Consider the following 20,423-nt stretch of genomic DNA (forward strand, 5'->3'; position numbering starts at 1 on the left):
TTAGATCGTTATGAACGAAAATAAATTAGAAAAAAATACAGTTGAGGAAAACTACACCGATGGTGATGCATTTTTTTCCTGCCACGTTGAACTTGCGAACAAAAGTATTAGTGGTAAATGGAAAATCCTTATTCTTTACAGATTGTCATTAAACCCGATTAAACGTTATACTGAACTGAGAAAAGAATTGGGTCCTATCTCTGAAAAAGTATTGAGTAATCAGCTTAAAGATCTTGAAAATGACGGGCTGGTTCATCGAACTGTTTATCCGGTTGTGCCTCCAAAAGTAGAATACAGCCTTACAGAAAGCGGAAAAGGTATTATTCCGGTTATTATTGCGTTGAGAAATTTTGGTTGTTTTTTAAAACACCGCACTTAAAAATCAGATTATAAACCTGATTTTGACTACAGCAAAAGTGGTTTTCACTACAATTGCTTTTCTGCACCATTTTACCTTTGAATTATTAAAATAAATAATAAAAAGATAAAATGGAATTAAAAGGAACTACAATCTTAATTACTGGAGCAACAAGCGGAATTGGTCTTGAATTTGTTCGTCAACTTACTAAAAAAGAGGTTAGAAATATTATTATAACCGGACGCGATCCTGATAAATTAGAGAAAGCAAAAAAACAATTTCCAAATATTCACACTTTTCAGAGTGATGTTAGTCAACCAAAAGAAATAGAAAAGCTTTATAAAGAAGTTATTCAACAATTTCCCGAGTTGAATATTATTATCAATAATGCCGGAATTATGCGTAATTTAGACTTGCAGGATACTAGTATGGATTTGGAAAATATTACCAGCGAAATAGAAATTAATTTGTCCGGAACAATTAGAATGGTTCACCAATTTTTACCGCATTTAAAAACAAAAAATACGGCTGCGATTGTAAATGTATCATCTGGTCTGGCATTTGTTCCTTTTCCTGTTTCACCTATTTATAGTGCCGCAAAATCAGGAATTCATGCTTATACGCAGGTATTAAGGCTTCAGTTGAAGAAAACAAATATTAAGGTTTTTGAACTTGCTCCGCCTGCTACAGAAACTTCTTTGGGTGATCCTTTTGAAGGGCTTGTTGACAGTAAACAGAATATGAAGGTCGATAAAATGGTACAAATTGCCATTGAAGGAATATTAAAAAACAAAATGGAAATAAAGCCTGGTCTTGCCAAAGTGTTAAAATTTATGAGCAGATTAGCGCCAGATTTCATTTTGAATTTTATGGATAAAACAATTGAAAAGGCAAAAGCCAAACAAGTATAAAACATGGCACAATCAAAACAATTGCACATTAAAACCATCACGGAATTTCATCGATTAATGGGACTTCCGCAGCCGGAAAACCCGCTCATCAGTATTGTTGATTATGCAAAAGTGCAGCATTCGCATGAAAATAATCCAATTAGTGCAATTTTTGATTTTTATTCTATTTCTATTAAAAGAGGTTTGAATTTTAAACTTTTATACGGACAGCAAGAATATGATTTCGATGAAGGAATTATGTTCTTCCTGGCTCCGGGACAAGTCTTAAAAGTAGAAATAGATCAAAACGCCGTATCAGAACATTCAGGATGGTTATTACTTATTCATCCTGATTTTATCTGGAATACTACTCTGGCAAAAAGCATCAAGAAGTATCACTTTTTTAATTATTCCGTAAATGAGTCTTTATTTCTTTCCCAAAAAGAAGAAGCTGTTATTGATAATATTATCCAAAATGTGCAGCAGGAATATCATTCTAATATTGATAAATTTAGTCACGACATCATTATTGCACAACTCGAAGTTTTACTAAATTACGCTGAAAGATTTTATCAACGCCAGTTTCTTACCCGAAGAAAGGCAAATCATAAGATTTTAGAAAATTTAGAAATTATCTTAAATGATTATTTTGATAACGAAAAAGTACATTCTAAAGGTTTGCCAACGGTGAATGAAATTGCAGAAAAACTCAATGTGTCGCCCAATTATTTAAGTGAATTATTAAAAGTATTAACGGCACAAAATACGCAACAGCACATTCATCAAAAAGTTATTGAAAAAGCAAAATTAAAGCTTTCAACTACAAATTTATCGGCTAGCGAAATCGCGTATGAATTAGGTTTTGAACATCCGCAATCTTTTAGCAAATTCTTTAAAACCAAAACTAGTCTGACTCCATTGGAGTTTCGAAATTCCTTTAACTAAGTAATTGATTATCAGAATATTTTAACACATGTGAATTTTATAACAAATGAATATTTATATATAAGTTTTTATTTGATTGTTGCTCTATTTTTGCATATCTAAAATAATTTAAAACTTTATCATAATGGAAAATACAAAAAATTCTGCTGATGAAAATTATGGTAAATGTGTTCACAGTTCCATTTACGTAGCAGAGACTACAGACTTAATATATAGAAAAGCCTATATAGGTGATTGGGGCGATTGGGATGAAAAAACCTGCGATACCTCAACGGATCAAAACGATTGTGTTTTGCCTGAAAATGAGATTTTATAAAGCGGTAATAATAAACTCACTTCGTCTGTTTATTTGATGTTGTTCTTCTGTGCATTTTACGCCATCAACACATCCGTTTAAAAGTTGGGTTTCTCCATATCCTTTAGCGGTTAATCTACTTACGTCGATACCGTTATTAATGAGCCATTTTATAGTTGCATTTGCTCTGCGACCAGATAATGCTTCGTTATAATCGCGCGTTTGACGGCTATCGGTATGCGAACGAATATCAATTTTCATTGTTGGATTCTCTTGTAATACTTCTAATATTTTTTCTAAATCGACAGCAGCTTCCGGACGAATGTTAGATTTGTCCAAATCAAAATAAATCATTTTTATACCGAAACATTTCCCTAAGTCATCACCAATTGTGACTTTGCATTTTGAATTATCAAGCGCTATTGGCAAACTTGTTTTCCCTGTTAATTTACCAATAAAAATATTGACTTCTTTGGTCGTATAATCTGTTTTTTCTGCTCTGACATTATACGTTGTACCACATTCTACAGGAAAACTATAAGATCCTGCAAAATCAGAAATGGTACTGTTTTTTTGAATTTCATTTTCAAATAAAGTAACTTTAGTTTGAGGCAAAATAATTCCCGTTTCAGCATCTGTAATAATTCCGTTTAATTCCTGAATACATTTTAGTTTTTTAGTTTCCAAAAACTTGTAAATATCATCAGAGCCTTTTCCTCCGTCTTTATTCGAACTAAAATATCCTTTTCTTGAAATTGGATCAATGCTATAAGCAAAATCGTCTTTTGATGAATTGATGTCGTTTCCAACATTGTAAATACTTTTTACGGTTCCGTCATTGTCTAGTTTCGCAACAAAAACATCTAATCCTCCAAGTCCGGGATGACCATCTGAGGCAAAATAAATTTCGTTCTCACTGGTGATAAACGGAAAGGTTTCCCTGCCTTCTGTATTTATCGGTTTTCCTAAATTTATCGGAGTTCCATAACCTCCGCTACTATTAATACTCACTTTATAAATATCAGATTGTCCCAAAGTTCCGGGCATGTCTGATGCAAAATATAACGTTTTTTCGTCAGGACTAAGTGCAGGATGCGCTGTACTGTAATTGTCGCTGTTAAAAGGAAGCGCTGTTATATTTGTCCAGTTTCCGTTTTCGAGACTGGCTTTGTAAATTTTTACCAGCGTATTTTTTTTATCATCTTTCCCTTTTTTTCCGTTAACGTAATTGTTTCTGGTAAAGTAAACTGTTTTGCCATCTTTTGTAAAAACAGCCGCAGCTTCATGAAATTTTGAATTTAAAACGGTTTTGAATTTTTCAACTTTAACGGAATCAACATCGGCGATATATAAATTGGTAAAATATTCTCCTGTCCATTTGTGTTTTCGTTTAGAAAAATTTCCGGTATCTCTCGCAGAAGCAAAATACACTTTGTTATTTGATACAGAAGTACTGTAATCTGAATATTTTGAATTAATTCCGGCATCTTCAATTTTATAACGTCCTGAATTTAATTTAATTTGTTCCAGATAATTGACATCTTCTTTGAAGAGCTTTCCTCTGTTATCGTCTTTAAATTTATCATTAAACTCAGCCATAAGTTTAGTAGATTTATCTAATTGTCCGCTTGATTTCAGAGACTGGGCATATCGATAATAATATTCAGGCCCAACTGCAGTATTCATCGCAAATAACTCTCCGTACCATTTTGCAGCGGCTTCATATTCTGAATTAAAATAATACGAATTGCCCAGCTTTTTAAACAAATCCTCAGACTTATATCCTTTCTCTGCTACTTTTTCATATACTTTAATAGCATCAATGTATGCATAGCGATCATAACTTTTATCAGCACTGTTAATTTTTGATTGCTGACCAAAACTGTTCACTGAAAAAACACTGACAATTGCGAGATAATAAAATATATAACTTTTCATAATCACTATTTTAAAAGAAACGTGGGCTACTCATTCTGCTTGTATTTTTGATAAATTCATAACGAAGGAATATCTCATGCGATCCTGAATTATAATTGTTCAGTTTCGTGGTTTCACGATCGTAACCATATCCTATATACAATCCGTCAGTAATCTGAAAACCCGCCATTAGACTTACAGAAGCACTCCATCTGTACGCAGCGCCCAAAACAAATTTGTCTACAAACATAAAATTGGCTGAAATATCTACTTGCAACGGTGCTCCTTCGACCATTTTGGCAAGAACTGCAGGTTTAAATTTGTAATACTCGTAACGATCTAAATTAAAGACATACCCTCCCATTAAATAATAATTGATTTTATCTTTATAAATCGCTATATCATTGTCGTCATAACGATTGGTTTCAATAAAATTAGGAACCGATAATCCTATGTAAGCTTTATCAGAATGCCAGTATACGCCTGCCCCAACATTGGGAGAAAATTTATTATCAAGATCCTGAAATTGCGGATCGCCCTGATCTTCAGGATTTAGTTTGCTAATATCTAAGTTGAATAAATTCGCTGTTCCTTTAATTCCGAACGAAAGTTTAAAATTTGCAGATGTCTGAACTGTATATGAAAAATCAAGAGATAAATTATTCTCATTCGTTGGTCCTATTTTATCATTGACCAAAGAAAGACCAACTCCCAAATTGCTGTTATTTATAGGCGTATTTATTGAAAAACTACTGGTTTCAGGCGCGCCATCAAGACCAACCCATTGTGTTCTGTATAAACCAAAAATACTCAAAGCTCCACGAGAACCTGCATAAGCCGGATTTATGTTTATGGTATTGTACATATACTGCGTAAATTGTGAATCCTGTTGCGCGAAACCGGCAATAGTTGATAAGGTAATGACGAGTGTAAATAATGTAGTTCTCATAGCATTTCAGTTTATTTTTCGATTCGTATTATTTACAATTACTGCTATTTAAACAGGCTTGTAGAAATATCCGTTTTAATTTCCGGACAGGTATAGATAACCTGTTTTAGTCACAGGTTCATTGAGATATGTTGTATAAGTAATCACATAAAAATAAGTTCCGTCAGGCAGTCTTTTTTGTTTATTGACCGTTGCTCTTCCTTCAGAAATTCCTCTAAAGGCTATTGATTCATTATCATAACCATAAGCATCGTAAACCAAAACGCCCCAGCGATCATAAATTTGCACGTAAGCATCAGGATAACATTTGATATTATCAATTTTGAAAATCTCGTTTTTATCATCTCCATTTGGCGATAAAGCATTATAAACAATGATTTTACATGCATTTAAAGGCAGAATTGTCGGATCATCTTCTGCAGTAGAATTATCATCAGATGTATCGGTTATAGTTACTTGTTTTGGGTCTACTCCCTGAACTGTGGCTTGATTTTCGACAACTCCGGCATTAATATCTTCAGCTCTTAAAACATAAGTTCCAACAAAATTATCGGTATTGGTTGCGCCTTTTGTCAAAATAATTGGATCTCCTGTAATAACGATTCCCGGTTTAGGATCTTTCACAATAATATTAACCAACGGTATATTTCCGGTATTGGTAATTGCAAAATGATAGGTTATTGTTTCTCCAATTTCTGCAAAACCATTTTTGTTTTCATCATTAAATATTCCTGTTTTAACAACGGCTATAGAAGGCTGCATGGTTAAATCTACATTAGTAAGATCATCATCACCGCCCAAAGTTGGATCATCGCTATCAGAAATATCCAATACAAGTTCTCCGTCTGGGGCTTCTCCTGTTACAATTGCCGTATTTACAACTTCGCCCTGAACGACATCAGCAATTGTTACGGTATAAGATGCAGTTGCAGTGCCTATTGCACCCGGAATTAATGTACCCGGAGTTACAGCGATTTTTGCTGTACCAATTAATGGATCTGTTATTTCGATGTTGGTTAAAATTACATTTCCTGTGTTTTTAACAATGAAATTATAATTAATGACAGAACCTGCTCCACCGTTACCGGTCAAGATTCCGCCTTTTACCAAAGTGATTTTTTTGAATTGTGTTACAGGCGTAACCGTAGGATCGTCCTGACCACTTAATGCAGGATCATCACTGTCTGATAAATCCTGAATCGCAGTTCCTGTAGAAGGTTGTGCCGTAACCAAAGCCTGGTTTGTAACGGTTCCCAAATTAATATCAGCCTGTGTTAATACATAAGTTGCTGTATAGTTTGTTACATTCGACTGACCAACCGGTAAAGTAGCAATTGGATTTCCTGAAATTGTGGCTTTAGGATCAGTCACAGTTACATTATTTAAATCTATCGCTCCTGTATTTGTAACTAAGAATGAATAACGAATTAATTCGCCCGGCTGTGCATAACCGTCTCGGTTTGTATCTGAGAAAATACCTCGTTTGATTAATGTAATTGAGGGTTGTAAAACGGTTATTTTAATTACCGCCTGATCGCAATTCGTCGCATTTAGGTTTTCGCAAATTTCATAAACGATCGTATACACTCCGGATGAAGTTCCTGCCGGAACACTTACTAAACCTGTTGCTGTATTTAAAACGGGAACAGCAGCAGAACTAATAACATCTGCAGGCGAAAGCACATTTATTTTTACCTGAGCTAAGGTTGGCGAAGTATTATCCAGTAAATCATTCGTTAAAACATTTACAACATTATTTGCTCCGTCTAAACCGTTAATTCCACCCGCAGCGTCGTCATTGGCAATTATTGGTCCTGAAATTACGGTGACAATAATATCAGCCTGACTGCAATTTGTAGCATTTAGGTTTTCACAAATTTGATATCTAATCGTATAAGTTCCGCTTGGCGTACCCGCAGGAACACTAACATTTCCGGTAACGCTATCTAAAGTTGGAACCGGACCTCCGTTTATTGAAGCTGCCGGAGTAACAACTCCAATTGTAATTTCTGCCAATAAAGCTGCGACTCCATTAAGATTATCATTGGTAATGGCGTTTATAACATCGGCCTGACCGACAAATCCATTTATATTTAAAACCGTGTCATTATTAGCTTCTATGAACGTTGCGGTTACCGTAATAAATACGGTTGCATCATCAAAATTGGCAGGATTTAAATTCTCTGCAATTCTATATTCAATTCTATATAATCCTGCCGGAGTTTGAGGCGGAACGCTAATAATTCCGGTTGCAGGATCAAGCGATGGCACATTTGGATTTCCATTAACAGGATCTGCCGGATCTAAAATTGTAATCGTGATTTGACTAATATTAATCACTTTTACTTTCGCATTTTTAGCTTCTATAGATGAGTCATTAAAACTGTCATTGTCTAAAACATTCAATGCATTTGCTGATCCGACATATCCATTTACATTTAAGTCAATATCGTTATTTGCAATAATTGTGGCTACTGTAACCTCAACAATAATATCGGCTTCGCTGCAATTTGAAGGATTTAAGTTTTCGCAGATTCCATAATGAATAGTATAAGTTCCTGCTGAAGTTCCTGCCGGCACATCAACATTTCCTGTTGTTGTATTTAGAACCGGAATCGGATTTCCTGAAACATAATCCGGCGGATTTGTTGTACTTATCGAAGTTATTGTAATTTGAGATAATTGAACTGCAACTCCGTTTAATAAATCATTAGCAATGGCATTAACAACATTTGTTGCGCCCACATAACCGTTAATATTGCTTGCAGAATCATTAACGGCCAATATTGGTGCTTGTATCAATATTGTAATTATGGCTGTGTCTGTATTGTTTAAATTCTGTTTTTCGCTCAAACGATACGTTATGTTATACGTTCCTGTTGTTGTTCCCGCAGGAATACTAACAATTCCTGTTGCTGGATTTAAAATTGGAATTAAACCTCCGTTAATAGAATTTGCGGGCACTAATACATCAATTTGAACTTCTGACGGAATTACCGAAACTCCGTTTAATGTATCATTATTTAAAACATTTACGGCGTTGGTCGTATTTACAGAACCATCAAATGGTGTTGCAGGCGCATCATCAACGGCATCGATTGGGTTTGCAATAAGAGTAATGGTGATAATGGCTTCATCACAATTTGTTGGATTGAGTTTATCACAGATTTTATATACGATTCTATATTCGCCTTCGTGTGTTCCTGCGGGAACATCTACATTTCCGGTTAATAAATTCAATACAGGAATTGGCGCTCCGTTAATTGAACTTGCCGGAGTAACTAATGTTCTGTTAATATCTGATAACACAACTGGCGCGCCATTTAAAGTATCATTATTATAGGCATTCAAAACATTATTTGCACCTGTATAACCAATAATATTTCCGGCTGCATCATCATTTGCAACTATAATTGGAGCAATTACAAGAATATTGATAACGGCTTCATCGCAATTTGTCGGATTCAGTTTATCACAAATTCTATATCGAATTTGATACGCTCCTGCCGAAGTTCCTGCCGGAATGCTCACATTTCCTGTTGCAAGATCTAATGTTGGAATTAAACCTCCGTTGATAGGAACTGCAGGATTTATAATTGTTGGATTTATCAAACTAACATCTGTTAGAAGAACTCCATTATAGGTATCATTATTTGTAAATGCATTTAAAACATTGCTTGCTCCTACATATCCGTTTATGTTTGTAATGGTATCATCTTCGGCTAAAATTGAAGGTTGATTTACAATAATTACTATCGTTGCGGGACTGCAATTTGTTGGATTTATTTTTTGACAGATTTCGTACTGAATCGTATACGTTCCTGCTGAAGTTCCCGCCGGAACATCTACAAATCCTGTTAATAGATTCAATACGGGAATAATTCCATTTGTTGAAGTTGACGGAGGTGTTGTACTTAAAGAATGAATATCAATTTGAAGTATCGGAACAGGTGCTGCGTTAAGTTCATCATTTGCTAAAGCATTCACTACATTATTTGCGCCAACATATCCGTTAATATTATTTGCAAAATCATTATCGGCATCAATACTTGGAGTTGTAACATTGAGTGTAATATCTGCTTCACTGCAATTGGCTGGATTTAGTTTTTCGCAAATACTGTAATGAATCACATAAGTTCCTGCCGAAGTTCCTGCGGGAACATCTACATTTCCGGTTAAAGTATTCAATGCCGGAATCGGGTTTCCTGAAACATAACCTGCAGGAGTTGCTGTTGAAACTGATGTTATATTGATTTTAATTAATTGAATATCCAATCCGTTTAATCTGTCGTTTGTAATCGCATTGATAACATTATTGGCTCCAACAAATCCGTTAATAGTATTTACAACATCATTATTGGCTACAATCGCTGGCGCATCAACATTAATGGTTATCGTTGCTGTATCGAAGTTAGAAAGATTCAATTTTTCTGTCAATTGATATTGAATGGTGTAGCTTCCTGCCGAAGTTCCTGCAGGGACATTTACGCTTCCGCTTGACGGATCTAAAACAGGAATTGCTCCGCCATTTATTGCTGATGCAGGAACAATATTGCTGATCGTTACTTGCGACGGAATCACTGCAATGCCATTTAATGTGTCATTTGTTAAAGCATTTACAACATTGTTTGCGCCAACAAATCCGTTTATGCCACTTGCCGAATCATCAACTGCAACAATCGATGCGCCAATTACATTGATAAATACGGTTGCATCATTGCAATTCGCTGGATTTATTTTCTCGCAAATGGTATATTTAATTTCATAATCTCCCGCGGGAGTTCCTGTCGGAATACTAACATTTCCAGTTAATGGTTCTAAAACCGGAATTGGTCCGCCGTTTATTGGAATCGCAACATTATCAACGGTTATAGTTACTTTTGAAATATCTGTTGCTGCTCCGTTAAGTGTATCGTTTGTCAATACATTAATTGCATTTGTTGTAGTTATATATCCGTTTATATTGGCAATTGTATCATCATTTGCCTCAATAATTGGAGCAGTAACTTCTATCGAAATAATAGCAGTATCATTATTGGTAAGATTCAGTTTTTCACTTAAGCGATAGGTAATATCATAATTTCCTGCGGCGGTTCCTGCCGGTACATTTACGTTTCCGGTTAATGGATTTAATATCGGAACTAAACTTCCGTTAATAGAAGTTGCCGGAATTAAAACATCAATTTGAACTTCTGACGGAATTACCAAAATGCCGTTTAATGTATCATTATTTAAAGCATTTATAGCTGTAGGATTTCCAACAAATCCATTTATTGAAGTAAACGGAACATCATTTACAGCATCAATCTGAGCAGCAATAACGGAAATTGTTATGGTTGCCTGATCGCAGTTTCCTGTATTGAGGTTTTCACAAATTTGATAAACAAATCTATATTCTCCTGCCGGAGTTCCCGCTGGAACGCTCACTAAACCTGTCGCAATATCAAACGTTGGAACTGAACCGCCATTTATTGCACTCGGACTTGAAATAATAGTGGTTGTAATGGTAGTAAGATCAATTATTCCTCCATTTAATAAATCATTATCATAGGCATTTATAATATTTGTACCGCCTGAATAACTATTGACATTGGTCACAGTATCATCATTGGCAAGTATAACTGGCGCAATAACATTGATTGTAATAACGGCATCATCGCAATTGCCCGGATTCAGGTTTTCGCATATTTGATATTTAATCTGATATTGCCCTGCAGGTGTTCCCGGTGGCACTACTACTCTTCCTGATGAAAGAAGCAATTGAGGAACCGGAGCTCCCGGACTTTTTGGTGCAGCCGGCGTTATAACAGATGGCGTAAGTACTCCCGCCAGATTGATATTGATAAATTGTCCGTTGAAAGTATCTGCGCCGGGCGAGTTTGCGTAGGCATTAATAGAATTTACGGCTCCATTAAAACCGTTTACATTATTTACAACATCATCATTTGCAATTAATGGTGCAGGATCAACAACTATAGCTATACTTGCATCTGCGCAATTTGTTGGATTCAATTTTTCGCAAATCGTATAAGTTATGTAATAGGTATCCGCAGGAGTTTCTGCCGGTACGCTCACATTTCCTGTCACTGTACTAAATACAGGAACATTGGCACCAGTGTATAAAGGTGCTGCTCCGCTATTTTGTGTAATTATTATGTCATCAAAATTTGCTGTAGTAATAGGTACGCCATTTAAGCTATCATTTACCATTGCATTTACAACATTTAGCTGTCCTAAAAAGCCATTGATGTTTTCGGCTACATCATCGTCAGCATCAATAACAGCTGTTCCTACGGGAATAACGATTCTGGCGACATCACAATTACTGAAATTACCAATTTCGCAAATTCTGTATGTAATTTCATAAAGCCCTCTTACTGTTCCTGCCGGAACATCAACATCTCCTGTAGCAGTATTTAAAACAGGAACTTGTACAACTGCAGGATCAATGCGCAAAGCAGGATTTACAACAGAAATCTGAACATTTGAAGTTGTTGCCTGCGCACTTGCAAGCCTGTCATTCGTTAACGCATTTATCACCGCTAAATTTTCGACAGAACCATTCAATAGTGTTGGGACAATATCAATTACTGCATCAATTCCTGCAGTGGTTACTCGTATAGTTTCTGTTGCTGTAGAACAATTGGAAGGATTTGCGTTTTCACAAATAGTATATGTCAGTGTATAATTATCGGCCGGTGTTCCTGCTGCTACAGAAATTGTATTCGTAATATTATCAAAAATTAAATAACTGGAGCTTGAATTTAAAGTTACCGTTACATCTGCGGGATTTAGGATTACTCCGTTTAATAAATCAGAATCTAAAATAGTATGCGTTCCCGTATTTCCGCCTGTATCACCTGAAATTGAAACAAAAGTTTCAGCAACAGCACAAATTCTGTTAAAAATAGTAAATGATGTACTGCCGGAAATACAAGTATTTAAACCTGTTTTTCTAACTGAAATTTGTTTAATTCCAGGTGTTAGATTCGTAAAAATATTACTTGCCTGAAAGTTAACGCCATCAATACTATATTCATATCCGGTTCCTAAGTCGGGATTTGAAATAGAGATTGTTCCAAAAGCATTCGTACATGATGGTTGTCGTGTTACCAATCCAACGGGAGCTGCCGGCGTACCAAAAACATTCAGCGTTACCTGGTTTGAAATGGTTTGACAACCTGCTTCTGATTGTGAAATTAAAACCCTGAAATATCTATTTCCTGCAGTAGTATAACTTGGTGTTGTGTAAGATGCTGTTGTTCCTCCTGTTCCATCAGTTACGTTTGTATATGGTCCCGCCAAAACTGCAGCGGTTTGCCATTGATATAATAAAGTACTTGACGGAATATTTCCTGAAGCAACAACTGTAAATGTATGGGTTTGATTGATACAAACTTCTGCATTTGTGGGTTGTGTGCCTATTATTGGAGATTCAAAAACATCTACTTTCGCAGCATTAGAATTTACTACACCACAGCCAATACCGGAATCACTTACTTGTAATCTATAAAAAGTATCTGCATTTACAGGACCGGTTGTATAAGTTGTCGTATTTGCTCCTGAACCGTCAGTAACATTTGCCCAGCCTGTAGTTCCGTTTAATGATTTTTGCCATTGATACGTAAAATTGCCGGAACCATTTGCAGCGCCGGAAGTCATTGTAAATGTGCCTTCTTCACAAATATTTCCGCCTGTTGGCTGTACCGTTATAATTGGATCAGGAATGACAGTTGCCACAACCGCATCTGTAATAAGGGTACAAACAGGATTTGCTGAAGTAATTACATTGCGATAATAAATCGTACCTGATAATGGTCCCGAAGTATAGTTTTGAGTATTAGCTCCTGATCCTCCGGATACATTTGCCCAGCCAGTTGTACCATCAGCTGAACTTTGCCATTGATAACTAAATACAGCTGAACCGCCATTAGCAGAAGCTATTGCCGAAATAGAAACCGTTCCTCCCACACAAATGGTTGGCGGAGCAATGGGCTGTCCTGAAATAGTTGGAATTATAACTGCTGCAATACTTGATATAACGGGATCACAACCTTGAGTTCCATCAGAAATGGCGACTTGATAATAGGTGTTTTGCGTTAAAGCCGGAGTTGTATATGTTGATGAAGTTGCACCCGGAATATCATTATATGGTCCTGCAAGAACAGTCGCATTTTTCCATTGATAGGTATAATTACCAGATCCGCCGCTTGCTGTTACATTTAATGAAGCGGTTGAACCACTGCAAATATTAGTTCTTAAAACTGGTTGGGTTGTTATGGCAACATCAGATAAAACAGTTACAATAGCAACAGCCGAAGTAATGGTGGTACAGCCATTTCCGCTTGCAGCAACATCAACTCTATAGTATGTTGTCTGTGTTAAAGGTGGCGTTACATAAGTCGTAGAGGTTGCGCCAGAAATAGCCGTAAATGTGGTATTGTTTAAACTGCTAAACCATTGATACGTTAAACCTGGAGTTCCGTTTGTGGCTGTAACAGATAAAGAATGATTTCCTCCCGAACAAATTGTTGTCCCCGTTGGCTGAGTTGTTATTGTTGGATCCGGAACTACAGTTGCTGTAATCGGATTAGAAGTCAGTGTACAATTTGTTGTTGGTGAAGTAACGATAGCTCTAAAAACAGTTGTTACACTTAAAGGATCTGATGTGAAATTGGCAGTTGTTGCTGTCGGATTTGTTTCATTCACAAAACCGGAACCAGAGTCACTTTGCCATTGATATATTAAGGTTCCCGAACCTCCGTTTGTTGAAGCTGAAACGCTCAAACTTACTGTTCCTCCAACACAAATAACTGCAGGAGTTACTGGCTGTCCTGAAATTGTAGTAACAAAAACCGGAGCTGCATTTGAGTAAACTTCACAACCACTTGAAGCCTGCGTAATTCTAACTCGATAATATAGATTTGAAGTTAAGGATGCCGTTGTATACGTGTTTGTATTCGCTCCCGTTCCGCCTGTTACATTTGCCCAGCCAGATGCTCCGTCTGTAGAACTTTCCCATTGATAAATTAAAATTCCACCTAAAGTATCGCTTGAAGCAACAACATTCATCGTATGTGTATTTCCGGAACAAATGGTGCTTCCAACTGGTTGTTGCGTAACAACCGGATCAGGAATTACATCTACCAAAACACTATTTGAAGTCACCAGACCACAGCCATTTCCTGTTGCAGAAATATCAACTCTATAATAACTGTCAGTCGTTAAAACCGGAGTAGTATACGTATTTGAATTGGCACCTGAAATTAATGCAAAACTCACATTATCTGAACTGCTAAACCATTGATAATTTAAATTTGGAGTACCACCATTTGAAGTAACAGATAAAGTAAATATTCCGCCTGTACAAATAACGCCGCCTGTTGGCTGAGCGGTTATCGCAGGATCAGGAACAACTGTTGCCGTAACTGTATTTGAAGTTAAAACACAATTCGTAGTCGATGATGTAATTAAACATCTAAATTGTGTGGTAACATTTAAAGCATCAGAAGTAAAATTTGCCGTTGTTGCCGTTGGGTTGGTTTCATTTACAAAACCGGAACCGGAATCACTTTGCCATTGATAGCTTAATGTTCCGGAACCTCCGTTTAAAGAAACTGTTACACTAATATTGACAATACCGCCAACACAAATTGCTGCAGGAGTTGTGGGTTGCGCCGTAATTGTGGCAACACTAACTAATGCCGGATTTGAAAAAGTTTCGCAGCCACTTCCTGATTGTGCAATCTGGGCTCTAAAATATAAATTAGAAGTTAATCCTGCCGTTGTATAAGTATCTGTATTCGCTCCCGTTCCACCCGAAACATTTGCCCAGCCTGAAATTCCATCAACCGAACTTTGCCATTGATAACTTATCGTTCCTGCAGCCAAATTTGATGTGCTTGCCGAAACATTCATCGTATGTGTGTTACCGGAACAAATTGTGTTTCCTACAGGCTGAATTGTAATTACAGGATCCTGAATAATGGTAAGTTTGGCTACATTACTCGTAATTTGAGTACAAGTACTCGAAACATTTACGCGATAATAATATTCTCCTGAAGTTAAAGAATTACTTGATGTAAAAGATGCATTAGTCTGACCAGGAATATCTGACCATCCATTTATGCCATTTGCTGATGACTGCCATTGATACGTGTATGGAGCTACACTTCCTGATGGAGTTGTATTTAAAGTTATCGTTCCGCCTTCGCAAATTGTGCTGTCATTTGTTAATGCTGAAGTTATCAAATCTGCCGGTCGAACGATATTTACTTCATCTGAATAAGCCGTACAAGCGCCATTACTAATTGTCCATTTTAATCGTGTTGTTCCGATGGAAATATTCGTTACGGTTGTATTAAAATTATTTGGATTTGTAATAAGAGCTGTATTCCCGGGATTCGAAACAAAGGTCCAGGTTCCTGTTCCTGATGAAGGATTATTTCCGTTTAAAGTTGCTGTTGATACATTACAAATCGTTTGATCAATTCCTGCATCTGCCAACGGAGGCAAAGGATTTATCGTAACTGAAACTGTACTTGAACTCGGAGGACAAGAACCGTTTGAAATTGTCCACTGAAATTCATAAACCCCCGTCTGAGTTCCAAAAACAGCAGTTGTTGGAGAATTAGGAGTTTCAAAAACTGCCGTTGATGGACCTGAAATTTGTGTCCAAAGTCCCGTTCCGACTGTTGGTGCATTTGCATTTAAATTTAACGCCTGAAACTCACATATCGAAATTGGAGTTCCTGCAGCAGAAGTTGTTGGCAAAGGATCAACTATAATAGTAACATCATCAAAAAATTCACAGGAAAGATTTCTTGCTGTCCATCGTAAAACATAAGTTCCTGCTCCGTTTGGCGTAAAAGTAGCCGTTGGATTTGCCATATTAGAAAAAGATCCCGTATTTGGCCCGCTAAATTGTGACCATTCCCCTGTTCCAACCGTAATTGTATTGGCTGCTAAAACAGCTGTCGAAGACTGGCAAATGGTTTGATCTGCTCCCGCTTCAGGAACTGTTAAATCTGCTGTAACCGTAATTTGAACATTACTTGATGTTGGTGTACAAACCGTTCCGTTTGTCACAGTCCAGTTAAAAACATAAACACCGCCCGTTTGGGTTAAATTAGAAACTATTGTTGTTGGCAAAATCTCCGAACTAAAAACAGCCGTTGTTGGTCCTGAAACCTGAGTCCATTTTCCAGTTCCAACAGTTGGAGGAGTTGCAGTAAGTTCTGTTACAGATCCGCAAATAGCGTTATCTCCTTCTACAACTGCAGGCGATGGCGGCTGAAAATTTTCAATTCGAATCTGATCAGATTCGTTACAACTTCCCGAGCTTACTGTCCAATTAAAAACATACGTGCCATAACCCGGATTTGTAAATATTGTATTTGGATTGGTATCATCTGCAAAAGATCCGGCCGCAGGACCTGATAATTTTGTCCATTTTCCAGTTGTTCCCACATCAAGCGCAGACGCCGCAAGAACAATCGCAGATGGACCTGCATCACAAAAAGACTGATCCGGTCCCGCGTTTGGCGTTGTTGTTATTTGACCGTTTACAGTTACCTGAATATCATCTGAGGTTTCAGGACAGGAACCTTGTGCAGGAATCGTATATCTAAAAACATAAACACCCGGAATCAATCCTGTTACCGCAGCACTATTATTTCCTGTTGGTGTAATTGTTGGTGCACCGCTTCCGCCTGAAACATAGCTCCAGATTCCTGTGCTTGTTGCATTTCCTACCAAATAAAGCGGCCCTTCCAAACAAGTAGAAAAATCAGAACCTGCTGCTGCAACTTCGGTAACTTTTATACTTACCTGATCTTTATTTTCAGGGCAGTTTGATCCATTATAAGTTGTCCATTCTAAAATATATTCTCCCGTAATAAGTCCCGATAAAGTAGATGTTGCAGATCTTGAATTTGAAAATACAGGCGAATTTGGTCCGGTTATCAAAGACCAAATTCCGCTTCCTGTTGTTGGAGGAGTCGCATCAAGAGTAACAGAACTTTGATTACAAACCACCTGATCATTTCCCGCAATTGCTGCTGACGGACCTTCATCAATATTCAATTGAACCGAATCTGAAGAAGCTGCACAAATTCCTCTTGAAATTGTCCATTTATAAACCCACGAACCAGGCGTTAAACCAGTAATTGTAGTGGTCGGACTAGTCGGATTTGTAATAATTGGGCCATCACCTCCACTAACAAGTTCCCATAAACCACTTTCTCCCGCAGCAGGCGTATTTCCCGTTACAGTAGTTACAGCATTATTACAAATTCTTTGGTCAGTTCCTGCCTGAGCAACCGTAATTGCCGCTGCAATTGTTATGGCAACCGTATCTTCGCCATCAGTACAACCTACATTGCTTACAGTCCATTTAAATTCATAATTACCATCACTTAAACCTGTTACAGTAGTGTTATATTGTGTAGGGTTTGTAATTGTAGCTGCACTTCCTGCCGTTTGAGTCCATAAACCATTTCCCGGAGCAGGATTATTTGCTGCCAGTGTTATTGAAGTTGTTCCTGTTGCAACACATTGATCTGGTCCTGCATTCGAATTAGCGCCTTGTGTATTATTAGTAATAACATTAACTGAATCTGCAGATGAACCGCATCCGTTTACAATAGTCCAGGTAAATGTGTATGCTGTATTTTGTGCCAATCCGCTTGCTGTACTGTTAGGATCATTTATATTACTAAAAGTAATTCCCGTACTTGGAGAAACAGTCCAGGTTCCGGTTTCACTGCTTAAAGTAGTATTTCCCTGTAATTGAACCGGAGAACCAAAACATATAGACTGGTCATTTCCTGCCAGCGAAGTTGTTGGAGTGGCATTCGAAACAATTATTTCTGATGTACTTTGTGATACACTACAAGCTTCCCCACCAGAAATAGTCCATCTAAAAACATATTTCCCACTTACAAGAGGTGTCACCAGTGTAGTTGGATCAGTTACATTTAAAAAAGTTACGGTCGAAGGTCCCGAAACCTGAGACCATTTACCTTTGCCACGAACAGCAATATTTCCTGCCAGTGTTGCAGATGTTGCGTTACAAGGCAATGTTTGTGTTGTTCCCGCACTCGAAGTTGTAGGCGTTACAGAAGCTACTATGGCAACATCGTCATAAATAGTTTCGCATTGACTTCCCGGATTTGGTGCTTTAATCAACCTTACAATATAAGTACCTGAAAACAGCAATTGATCAACAACAACACTGTTTCCTGAAAAATTCACCAAAGGTGTTGGATAAGAAGGATATGGCGGATTTAGTATCGGATTTATAAATGGTCCGTCTACAATTTGCCAGCTCATTTGTCCGCCACCACTTGAAGTTACCGGAATTGTTGCAGAAAATTCATTACAGCCTAAAACCTGGTCACTTCCTCCGGAAATAGACATTATCTCTTCTAAAATAACGCTATGTGTGCCTGTTGTAACACAATTTGTTATGCTATTGGTCAGCGTATATAAAAAAGTATACGTTCCTAATGTCGTCATTCCTGAGACTACTGTTGTTGGCGAAGTTGGGTTTTCAATTACCGCCGTTGGACCTCCTGTTTGAGTCCATTGTACAGTTTCATTTACATATAAAGGAGCAGTGCCCTGCAAAATGGTAGAAGTTCGTCCGTCACAAAAATTCAATGTAGCGTCTCCTACATTCGTAACATCTGCTGTAGGTGCAGGAACAATAACAGTAACTTCATCAATACCATTTGCACAAGTTCCGGCAACTGTCCATCTAAAAACATAAGTTCCCTGAATTAAACCACTTACATTCGTATTATTATCATTTACATTTGCAAAATTTGGAACATTGGGCCCAGAAACAACCGTCCACGTTCCTTGTTGCTGTCCCGGGGTATTTCCTCCAAAACTTGCATTAAGATTTACATTTTGAGTCGATGAATAACAATTGGAAAGTGTTATATCTGTCCCTGCAGTTACAGGTTCTCTTCCTCCTAAAGTAGTAATAACCAATTCATCAAAAGATGTACAACCCGATGTAGAGTTTGTAATAGTCCATCTTAAAGTTGTTGAACCGGAACTATTACCGGAAACAATAATAGATGTATTAGGCGAATTTGGGGTACTAATAGAAATTCCTGCATTATTAGTTCCAACAACAGACCAGGTTCCCGTTTCTGATCCACTAACTGCATTTCCGTTTAACGAATAAGTTCCTTCACAATACGTTTGATCGTTTCCCGCTTTTGCAATAGTCAATGGCAAAATAGTGTAAGTAACATCATCAAATACCGTTGAGCCATCACCACATTGCGCTGATAATCTAAAAGTATACGAATTTCCCGGAACTGCTCCTTTTATTAATGTTTGCATTAAATTTGGACTCACAATCTGAACAGCCCCACCTGAAATTTGAGTCCATTGAGGATTCTGCAAAAAATTAGAACCCGGTTCTGTATTTGCCGTTCCAAGTAAAGTAAACTGATCCGGAGGCAAAGACAAAGCTCCTCCGGGACAAATTGAAACATCTGCGTTTGCATTTACCGTACAGTTTTGCGAAAATCCTAAAAGTGGTAAAAGAAATAAAAAAGATAGTAAAATTCCTTTTGCAGTTTTAGAATCCAAAAATGAGTAAATTAATTTCATAAATCTTTTATTTAAAATTTAAAAAATAATTTTCTATGCTATTTGGCAATCAAATAATTATATCAGAAAGAAGCAATTGATATTAGAAAAAGGCGCTTAGAAGTAATTTGCTTTTTAAAATCTGAATTTCATGTTTCAGAAATAAATATATATATGAAGAATAGTGTAGATAATGATTTTTACGGTTTTGTTTCAATCAATAATTACAAAAAATTAAGCTTTCTAAAATACCTGTATCATCTAAAAATGTTCTTTTCAGGATACAAGATTTGTTGTTAAAACAGGACAGAATTACTATCATTCCATTTAAGATAAAATTAAGAAAAAACTTAAAATCAAATTCTAAAAAGATGTTTCATATTATAAAATGAAACATCAATATTCTTACAATTTAAAATTTTATAAAATATTTTGTTAATTTTAATCAGCCTTATCAAT

The 20,423-nt window shown here is 36.8% G+C and carries 7 protein-coding genes; 4 read left to right on the forward strand and 3 right to left on the reverse strand.

Annotated elements, in window-relative coordinates; genetic code table 11:
- Positions 1-10 precede the first annotated feature (10 nt).
- The 4 genes from GKZ86_RS07695 (at position 11) to GKZ86_RS07710 (ending at position 2,509) form a co-directional block, all read left to right on the forward strand.
- Positions 11-379, forward strand: coding sequence for a helix-turn-helix domain-containing protein (locus GKZ86_RS07695; protein ID WP_154782529.1), 369 nt, complete (start codon positions 11-13; stop codon positions 377-379).
- A 110-nt stretch (positions 380-489) separates the two neighbouring features.
- Complete coding sequence (locus GKZ86_RS07700) at positions 490-1,269, forward strand: SDR family oxidoreductase (RefSeq protein WP_154782530.1); 780 nt, start codon at positions 490-492, stop codon at positions 1,267-1,269.
- A gap of 3 nt (positions 1,270-1,272) precedes the next feature.
- On the forward strand, positions 1,273-2,193 hold the full coding sequence (locus tag GKZ86_RS07705) for an AraC family transcriptional regulator (RefSeq protein ID WP_154782531.1): 921 nt from the start codon (positions 1,273-1,275) through the stop codon (positions 2,191-2,193).
- A gap of 124 nt (positions 2,194-2,317) precedes the next feature.
- Positions 2,318-2,509: a hypothetical protein gene (locus GKZ86_RS07710; protein WP_154782532.1), complete on the forward strand. Its 192-nt coding sequence runs from the start codon at positions 2,318-2,320 to the stop codon at positions 2,507-2,509.
- Here GKZ86_RS07710 and GKZ86_RS07715 read toward each other — a convergent pair.
- The 3 genes from GKZ86_RS07715 to GKZ86_RS07725 form a co-directional block, all read right to left on the reverse strand.
- Positions 2,504-4,426 (reverse strand): OmpA family protein, encoded by a 1,923-nt coding sequence (locus tag GKZ86_RS07715; RefSeq protein ID WP_154782533.1) that lies wholly within the window; start codon positions 4,424-4,426, stop codon positions 2,504-2,506. The genes GKZ86_RS07710 and GKZ86_RS07715 overlap by 6 nt on opposite strands.
- Positions 4,427-4,436: 10 nt before the next feature.
- On the reverse strand, positions 4,437-5,354 hold the full coding sequence (locus GKZ86_RS07720; RefSeq protein WP_154782534.1) for a type IX secretion system membrane protein PorP/SprF: 918 nt from the start codon (positions 5,352-5,354) through the stop codon (positions 4,437-4,439).
- A 75-nt stretch (positions 5,355-5,429) separates the two neighbouring features.
- Positions 5,430-19,985, reverse strand: a complete 14,556-nt coding sequence (locus tag GKZ86_RS07725; RefSeq protein WP_154782535.1) for a gliding motility-associated C-terminal domain-containing protein — start codon at positions 19,983-19,985, stop codon at positions 5,430-5,432.
- Positions 19,986-20,423 lie beyond the last annotated feature (438 nt).

This window comes from Flavobacterium sp. LC2016-13 (assembly GCF_009707955.1).
In the GTDB taxonomy this organism is placed as follows: Bacteria; Bacteroidota; Bacteroidia; order Flavobacteriales; family Flavobacteriaceae; genus Flavobacterium.

What these genes read in the sequence shown, in the direction of transcription:
- GKZ86_RS07695 (WP_154782529.1), top strand. Translation starts at nt 11, where the DNA reads ATGAACGAAAATAAATTAGAAAAAAATACAGTTGAGGAAAACTACACC.
- GKZ86_RS07700 (WP_154782530.1), top strand. Translation starts at nt 490, where the DNA reads ATGGAATTAAAAGGAACTACAATCTTAATTACTGGAGCAACAAGCGGA.
- GKZ86_RS07705 (WP_154782531.1), top strand. Translation starts at nt 1,273, where the DNA reads ATGGCACAATCAAAACAATTGCACATTAAAACCATCACGGAATTTCAT.
- GKZ86_RS07710 (WP_154782532.1), top strand. Translation starts at nt 2,318, where the DNA reads ATGGAAAATACAAAAAATTCTGCTGATGAAAATTATGGTAAATGTGTT.
- GKZ86_RS07715 (WP_154782533.1), bottom strand. Translation starts at nt 4,426, where the DNA reads ATGAAAAGTTATATATTTTATTATCTCGCAATTGTCAGTGTTTTTTCA.
- GKZ86_RS07720 (WP_154782534.1), bottom strand. Translation starts at nt 5,354, where the DNA reads ATGAGAACTACATTATTTACACTCGTCATTACCTTATCAACTATTGCC.
- GKZ86_RS07725 (WP_154782535.1), bottom strand. Translation starts at nt 19,985, where the DNA reads ATGAAATTAATTTACTCATTTTTGGATTCTAAAACTGCAAAAGGAATT.